The 7,340-nt window shown below is 70.9% G+C and carries 5 protein-coding genes; all 5 read left to right on the forward strand.

The window, feature by feature from the left end:
* Window positions 1-33 precede the first annotated feature (33 nt).
* The 5 genes from Ate02nite_RS20915 to Ate02nite_RS20935 all read left to right on the forward strand — a co-directional run bounded on the left by Ate02nite_RS20915 (window position 34) and on the right by Ate02nite_RS20935 (window position 6,837).
* A complete protein-coding gene (locus Ate02nite_RS20915; protein WP_203808039.1) occupies window positions 34-2,346 on the forward strand; it encodes a carboxypeptidase-like regulatory domain-containing protein in 2,313 nt (770 codons plus the stop codon).
* A gap of 70 nt (window positions 2,347-2,416) precedes the next feature.
* Window positions 2,417-4,771, forward strand: coding sequence for a carboxypeptidase-like regulatory domain-containing protein (locus Ate02nite_RS20920; protein WP_203808041.1), 2,355 nt, complete (start codon window positions 2,417-2,419; stop codon window positions 4,769-4,771).
* Window positions 4,772-4,820: 49 nt separating this feature from the next.
* A complete protein-coding gene (locus tag Ate02nite_RS20925) occupies window positions 4,821-5,132 on the forward strand; it encodes a TM2 domain-containing protein (RefSeq protein ID WP_239147557.1) in 312 nt (103 codons plus the stop codon).
* Window positions 5,129-6,010, forward strand: coding sequence for a class I SAM-dependent methyltransferase (locus Ate02nite_RS20930; RefSeq protein ID WP_203808043.1), 882 nt, complete (start codon window positions 5,129-5,131; stop codon window positions 6,008-6,010). The genes Ate02nite_RS20925 and Ate02nite_RS20930 overlap by 4 nt, the downstream gene beginning before the upstream one ends.
* Window positions 6,010-6,837: a hypothetical protein gene (locus Ate02nite_RS20935; protein WP_203808045.1), complete on the forward strand. Its 828-nt coding sequence runs from the start codon at window positions 6,010-6,012 to the stop codon at window positions 6,835-6,837. The genes Ate02nite_RS20930 and Ate02nite_RS20935 overlap by 1 nt, the downstream gene beginning before the upstream one ends.
* The last annotated feature ends 503 nt before the right edge of the window (window positions 6,838-7,340 follow it).

Consider the following 7,340-nt stretch of genomic DNA (forward strand, 5'->3'; position numbering starts at 1 on the left):
TCGCCACCGCAACACGACACACGGGGGAATTCGATGAGCAGCTTCCGGCTGTCTCGTCTTGGCTATGCCGTGCTCGCCGGCCTGGTCGCCGCAGGTGCTCTCGCAGCACCCGCGTCGGCCGCCGCCGGTGGCACCATCCAGGGCGACTTCACCAGCAGTGACAACCAACCGATCGCGTGGGCGTCCGTGAACGCCTACTCGGCCACCGGCGCGTGGCTGGCCGGTGCCGGCACCGACTATCGGGGCCATTACGAAATCACCGACGTGCCGGCCGGTGGGGTTCGGATCCAGTTCGACGACGCGGGCCGCGAGCAGTGGGCGCCCGGCAAGCGGAACATCGCCGACGCCACCGTCTATCAGGTCGCCGCGGGCGGCGCGGTCACCGTCGACGAGCAGCAACTGCCCACCGGCCGGATCGGCGGCCATCTGGACCGACCGCAGACCAGCGTGGTCGTGGTCGGCGGCACCGACTACGTGACCGGCTACACCGACGAGAACGGTGACTGGGCGCTCAACGTCTACCCGGGCACGTACCGGGTGAGCTACCGCTGGGACGCGGTGACGCAGTGGGCGGTGCGGTCACCGGCCGAGGCCGGCGCGACCACCTATCCCGTCGCGGTGGGCGAGACCGTCACCGTCGACGACACCGCGCTGCCCACCGGGACGATCTCCGGCCGGCTCACCAAGCCCGACGGGTCCACGCCCCTGGAGGGGGCCTGGATGACCCTGCACCACGGGGACGAGGAACTCGGTTACGTGCTCTCCACGGCCGACGGCACCTACTCGTTCGGCGAGACGCTGGCCCGCGACGGGTACACCGTGTCGTTCGACGTCGGCGGCGTCATCCAGTGGATCGCCGGCACGCTCGACCCGGCCAAGGCCCGCCGGTTCACTGTGGTCGCCGGCGAGACGACCACGGCCGACGACGCGCTGCTCGGGCCGTCGGCCATGCACGGGCGGCTGGCCGACCCGAACGGCACCCCCAAGGTGGGTTACGCGGTCGAGGTCCAGGGGACCGGCGTCCTCTACGAGGCGACCACCAGCAGCAACGGCGAGTGGAGCGTGCCCAAGGTGCTGCCCGGCGACTACCGGATCTCGTTCCGCACCCCCAGTTGGAGCCGCACCCAGTGGGCGTACGGGAAGAGCACCCAGGCCGAGGCCACCGTGATCACCGTCGAGCCCGGCCAGAACGCCGCTGTCGACGACACCTGGGTGCCCGGCGCGACCCTGGTGGTCAACGCGGTCGACGCGACCACCGGCGCCCCGGTCAGCAACTTCTGCGTCTGGGTCGCCACGCCCACCGACGGCAGCGGCTGCAGCACCGGCAGCTCGGTGTCCATCCCGGACCTGGTGGCCGGCACCTTCGACGCGCAGGTGACGCCGGCCAGCACCTCGTACTACCTGCAGGCCAGAGGGGTTCCGGTGACGCTCGCGGTGGGCGCGACCACCACGATCTCGGTGCCGGTCAGCAAGGGTGGCAAGGTCTCGATCACCGCGACCGACCGGGCCACCGGCAAGGCCGTCCGGGAGATCTGCCCGATGTTCCAGGTGCTCGGCCGGGGCGGCCTGCTCGACGGGCACGGCGAATGCACCAACGCGCAGGGCAAGATCGTCAGCGAGACCTTGGCGCCCGGGACGTACGAGGTGTTCGCGGTGGCCCCGAACACCACCTACGGCCACCAGTGGGTCGGCACGAGCGGCGGCACCGGCGACCAGCAGGCGGCCGCGCGCATCACGGTAACGGCCGGCTCGACCGTCGCCGCCCCGGCCGTGCGGCTCGACCCGGCCGGCCGGATCAGCGGGGTGGTGACCGATCCGTCCGGCGCCGCGGTGTCCGGGGCATACGTCGGTTACAGCGCCTGGGGTGACGCCGGGCCGTCGTGGGGCACCCGCACCGGCTCGAACGGCGCCTACCTGATCACCGGGCTCGGCCCGTACGAGTGGCCGCTGCTGTTCGGCAACTACGACTACCCACGGCAGTGGTCGGGGCACACCGGCAACCGGTTCGAGGCGGAGAAGGTTCCGGTCGTGGCCGGGACCGCGACCACCTACAACTTCACCGTACGGACGTCGGCGGCGCTCGCCGGCACGGTGACCGTTCCGGCCGCGCCGGACGCGCAGTGGCGGCTCAACGCGTTCAACGCGGTCACCGGTGACCTGGTGGGCACCTTCGACAGTTACTCGGCCGGGCCGGGCGGGACCTACCGGCTGCCGCTGACCGGTCCGCAGACGGCGAGGCTGGACTGGACGTACGACACCGACTCGCTGCACGGCAAGGGCACCTACGACACCCCGGTCATCGTGCCGGCCGACGGCACCGAGAACGTGGACCTCACCCTTGAATAAATAGGCCTGTTTCCATTTGTCGATGCGGGGCTACGATCCTGCCAACGCATCGATACACGGGGGAAATGTGATGGGCCGATTCACTCTGGCTCGTCTTGGCTATGCCGTGGTCACCGGCCTGGTCGTAGCGGGCGCTCTTGCAGCGCCCGCCGCGGCCGCCGCCGGTGGCACGGTCCAGGGCGACTTCACCACCATCGCCGGCAGTCCGATCGCCGACGCCTACGTCACCGCCTACACCGCCGACGACGAGTGGCTGGCCTGGGCGTTCACCGATGGACAGGGCCACTACCGGTTCACCGGGCTGCCGGCCGGCGGCATCAAGCTCCAGTTCGACTTCAACAACCTCCAGCAGTGGTCGCCGGGCCGGCGCACCAGCGCCGACGCGACCGTCTATCAGCTCGCCTCGGGCGGCACGGTCACGGTCAACGAGCAGCAGCCGGCCACCGGCACCATCGCCGGCCACTTCACCGGCAGCCCGTCCTATTTCAACGTGACCGCGTACGGCGTCGACGCGCCCGCGGCCGTCGGCGGCTACACCACCGAGGACGGCAACTGGTCGATCGACGTCTTCCCGGGCACCTACCGGGTCGCGTTCACCTGGGAGGGTGCCAAGCAGTGGGCGGTCGGCTCGGTCAGCGAGGCCGACGCCGCCGTCTACACCGTCGCTGTCGGGCAGACCACCACGGTCGACGACAGCAAGCTGCCGACCGGCACGATGGCGGGCCGGCTCACCAAGGCCGACGGATCCCCGCTGGCCGACACCTGGCTCGACCTGCACCGCGGCCCCGATATGGTCGGCGGGGCGGTCACCGACGCCGACGGCCACTACACGTTCGGCGAGGTCATCGCCGGCGACGGCTACACCGTGTCGTTCTACGTCGACGGCGGCCCGAACCAGTGGATCCCCAGCGTGCGCAGCCAGCAACAGGCGACCCGGTTCACGGTCGTCGCGGGCGAGGCGACCACGGCCGACGACTCCCTGATCACCCCGGGCACGCTGCACGGCCGGTTGCTCGGCGAGGACGGCGCGGCCAAGGCCGGGTACTCCGCCGACATCCTCACCGATGACCAGGACAACGGGATGAACTACTCGGCGACCACGGGCAGCGACGGCAGTTGGAGTGCCGACGGCATCGAGCCGGGCGACTATCGCGTCGCCTTCCGCACGGCGGACTGGCAGCGCACCCAGTGGGCGTACGGGAAGGGCGGGGAGGCCGACGCCACCGTGATCAAGGTGGGGTCCGGCGGTGACGTGACCGTCGACGACACCTGGCTGACCGGCGGGTCGGTCGTGGTCAACGCGGTCGACGCGACGACCGGCGCCCCGGTCAGCAACTTCTGCGTCTGGGTCAGCGCAGGCGACAGCAGCGGCGACGGTTGCAGCACCGGCTCCTCGGTGACCGTCGACGATCTGTCGTCCGGCGTCTACGACCTGTACGTCACCCCGGACTCCAGCTCGTACTACCTGTCGTCGCAGTCCCAGTCGGTGACCGTCACCGCGAAGCAGGCCACCACCGCGACCGTCACGCTGGTCCTCGGCGGGCGGGTCTCGTTCACCGCCAAGGACCACGCCAGCGGCGCGGCCGTGGAGCAGGCCTGCGGCATCTTCCGGGAACTCGGCCACGGCGGGCTGGGCGACGGCTACGGCAACTGCACCGACGAGGCCGGCAACGTCACCTCGGTTTCGATCGCCCCCGGGACGTACGAGATGTTCGCGGTCGCCCCGGACGGCTACGGCCACCAGTGGGTCGGCACCACCGGTGGCACCGGCGACCAGAAGGCGGCCGCCCGGATCAAGGTGAAGGCCGGCCGGACGAGCACGGCCCCGGCCGTCCTGCTCGACAAGCCCGGCACGATCACCGGCGTGGTGTCCGACGCGGCCGGCGCACCGCTGGCCGACGTCAACGTCGCCTTCAGCGCCTGGGGCGACGCCGGGCCCGGCTGGGACACGGACACCGACGAGCACGGCGTCTACACGATCGACAAGCTCGGACCGTACGGCTGGCCGTTGCTGTTCGGCTCCCGGAACTATCCGCGCGAGTGGTCCGGGCACAACGGCAACCGCTTCCAGGCCGAGCCGGTCCCGGTCGTCGCCGGCGGCAGCACCACCTACAACTTCACCCCGCGCACCACCGCGTCGCTCAAGGGCAAGGTGACCGCGCCGGTGCCCAACTGGCGGATCCACGCGTTCAACGCGGTGACCGGCGACCAGATGGGCACGTTCGACGCCTACCTGGCCGGCCCGGGCGGGGCGTACGAGATGCCACTGGCCGGCGACCAGAAGGTGAAGGTCGACTGGAGCTACTACCAGGACGGCGGCCCGTCGGTCCGGGGCTGGTACAAGGACGCCGCCGACATCGACGCGGCCACCAAGGTGGCGATCCCGGCCCAGGGCGCCAAGAAGCTCAACCTGAAACTGGGCTGACCCGACGAGATGCCCGGGGCCGCTCGGTCCCGGGCTATCGTTTCTTCCCGTGAGCGTCGCCGAGCCGGTCGAGTTGCCCGAGTGGGAACGGCTGCGGGTGCTGCGAGCCGAAGCGGAGTACTCCTCGGTGAAAAAGGACCGCCGGGCGGCGTACGCCATCTGGGTCTGTCTTGGGGTTTTCGGGGGTCATCGGTTTTATCTCGGTGACACCGGCCGGTCGATCGCGATGCTGTTCACGCTGGGTGGCCTCGGGGTGTGGGCGCTGATCGACGGCCTGTTCGTCGCGCGCCGGGTGACCACGGTGAACCGCGTGCGCCGAGCCGCGATCATGGCCCGCTACGGCATCTTGGACATCTCATGATTTATCAGCATCCGTTGCACTATCTGCTCGGGATCGAAGGGGTCGCGCTGCTGCGGTCCTACTACGGCGACCACGACCGGGCCTTCGCCGAGGATCGGGTCGCCGAGATCCGCCGGCTGCTCGACCTGGCCGCGGACGGCGTCGAAGTGGCGGCGGTCGACACCGTGGCCGGCTACCGGATCTGGTCGGAGACCTATGACCAGCCCGGGAACGGCCTGTTCGCGATCGAGGAGCCGTTCGTCCACGAGATCGTCGATGCGCTCCCCGCCGGGGTCGCGCTCGACGCCGCCTGCGGGACCGGCCGGCACGCGGCCTACCTCGCCTCGCGCGGGCACCGGGTGATCGGCGTCGACAGCTCCCCGGACATGCTTGCCCACGCCCGCCTGCGGATCCCGGACGGCGACTTCCGGGCGGGCGACCTCGACCGGCTGCCGCTGCCCGACGACCACGTCGACCTGGCGGTCTGCGCCCTGGCCCTGGCCCACCAGCCCGACCTGCGGCCGGGCTTCGCCGAACTGGCCCGGGTGCTGCGGCCGGGCGGCCACCTGATCGTCACCGACATCCACCACGAGTGGGTGACACTCGGTTCGGTGCCGCACGTGCGCTCGACGGCCGGTGAGCCGCAGCTGATCCCGTCCTACCGGCACCGGGCCAGCGACTACGTGAACGCCGCCCTCCCGCGCAGGCTGGAGCTGCGCCGCTTCGAGGAGCCCCGCACCCCCGGCCCCGAGGTCCGCGACGGCCTGCCCGACGACCTGACCACCGGCCCGTGGGATGTCTGGCCCTGGTCACTGATGGAACTGGCGCCGGCCGCCATCGCCGCCGCCGCGTCCGGAGTCCCCTCCGTCGCACTCTGGCATTTCGTTAAGGTTCGGTGATGAGGACCGCGACCCGGCGCTTCGCCCTGTGGCGGGCTGACCTGCAGGGCAGCATCTGCGCCGCCCCCGAGGAGTGCGTCGACAACCTGCGGCACCTCGACGCGGTGCCGGTCGTGCTGGAACACCGCGTGCACGGCCTGGCCGCCACCCGGGAGACGTTCGAGACGTCGCTGCGCGACGGCCAGTTCACCGGCGTGGTCTGGCCCGGCGACCTGCGGCCCGGCGTGCAGGTCACGGTCACCTGGCACGCCGCCGACAACACGGTCGTCGCCACCACGACGCCGCTGGACGAGCCGGTCTCGGTCGATGGGGTCGACTACTTCCACGAGTACGACCCGAAGGTCGTCACCCGCGAGTTCGAGGCCGGCACCTCGAACTGGAGCCGGGTGCTGCACGCGGTGTGCAAGCACGGCTGGGTCTTCGACGACGGCAGCGCGGTGTTCGCCGAGGCCAAGGTGGCCGCCAAGGCCGGCCTGGGCCGGGGCGCGAAGGGCGCGTTCCTGCTCAAGAACGCCGTCGAACAGCTGATCCGGGAGGGCTACGTCACCCGGGTGACCGGCAGCGGCGACTCGTCCTTCCCGCCCGCCGAGGGCGCCGACCCGGTGGAGATGCTGTTCTACGCCCCGCTGGTCGAGCCGGCCGACCCACCCAACGCCGCAGACCGCCGAGACCACTGGGTCCACGGCTTCGTCCGCAAGCTGCCACCCGGCGCCCAGCCCTCCGAGAAGCAGCTGTCGGAGTACCAGCGAGCCCTGGACAACGAGCAGATAGACGCCCCGCTCGAGCCCGGCTACACCTTCGTCAAAAAACACCACCGCAACAGCTAGACCTTTGCCGGTACGGGCAACGACCTCCACAACCGCAACCACACCCGACCGCCGACACCACGCGACCACCGCACAAGACCGGCGCGTGCCGCGACTCTCGCGCAACGAGGCCCCCCACCCCCGCGCGACACTTTGCTCTGCGCACGAATACGCGCTGCTCTGCGCACCAATACGCGCGACTCTGCTCATCGGACGATTTCCAAGAGGTCAAACCGGTTCCGGGCCGGCCGGGAAACTTCCCCGCGCGGCGGATCTCGGACCTTGGCGGCTACGCCGCCCGACGATGCCGGCACCGACAGCTCGGCCCGGCTCGATCTTGTGGAGTAGACGTGCAGCCCCAGCAGCAACGTCACAAGATCTGAAGCAGGGTGGCGGACGCGGTGCGTCAGCGCCGGCAAGGTCGAGGCCTTCGCGAAACGGCCTCTCGCCTCCGCGCGGTCCGGAGGGCAAGCCGAAGGGCAGGAGGCGTTTCAAGGGTATTTGCGGCTTTGCGCGACGGCGGG

Origin of the sequence: Paractinoplanes tereljensis (genome assembly GCF_016862435.1) — a bacterium.
In the GTDB taxonomy this organism is placed as follows: Bacteria; Actinomycetota; Actinomycetes; order Mycobacteriales; family Micromonosporaceae; genus Actinoplanes; species Actinoplanes tereljensis.

Coding starts and splice junctions, on each gene's coding strand:
- Ate02nite_RS20920 (WP_203808041.1), top strand. CDS start 2,417: ATGGGCCGATTCACTCTGGCTCGTCTTGGCTATGCCGTGGTCACCGGC.
- Ate02nite_RS20935 (WP_203808045.1), top strand. CDS start 6,010: ATGAGGACCGCGACCCGGCGCTTCGCCCTGTGGCGGGCTGACCTGCAG.
- Ate02nite_RS20930 (WP_203808043.1), top strand. CDS start 5,129: ATGATTTATCAGCATCCGTTGCACTATCTGCTCGGGATCGAAGGGGTC.
- Ate02nite_RS20915 (WP_203808039.1), top strand. CDS start 34: ATGAGCAGCTTCCGGCTGTCTCGTCTTGGCTATGCCGTGCTCGCCGGC.